1 protein-coding gene is annotated in these 222 nt (G+C 74.8%); it reads left to right on the forward strand.

Features of this window, described 5'->3' with window-relative positions; translation table 11 throughout:
- Positions 1-222 (forward strand): hypothetical protein (locus tag G3I65_RS42975; RefSeq protein ID WP_160701180.1); only part of this gene is annotated, 222 nt, incomplete at both ends.

A 222-nucleotide genomic window follows, 5' to 3' on the forward strand; every position in this document is an offset into this window, starting at 1 on the left:
TCGGTGTACGCCGGGATCCGCCGCACGCTGGCCGACCAGCTCGGCGTCGACCCGTCGGCCGAGCTGCAGGAGATCCACGTCGCCGCGTTGCGGGGCGAGCTCGCGCCGCCGTCGCCGGTGGCCGACCGGCTGCCGACCCGGCTGACGACGTTCATCGGCCGCGACGACGAGCTCAAACTGCTGGCCGAACTGCTCGGCGGCGCCCGGCTGGTCACCCTGACC

It is taken from the genome of Amycolatopsis sp. SID8362 (genome assembly GCF_010550475.1).
In the GTDB taxonomy this organism is placed as follows: Bacteria; Actinomycetota; Actinomycetes; order Mycobacteriales; family Pseudonocardiaceae; genus Amycolatopsis; species Amycolatopsis eburnea.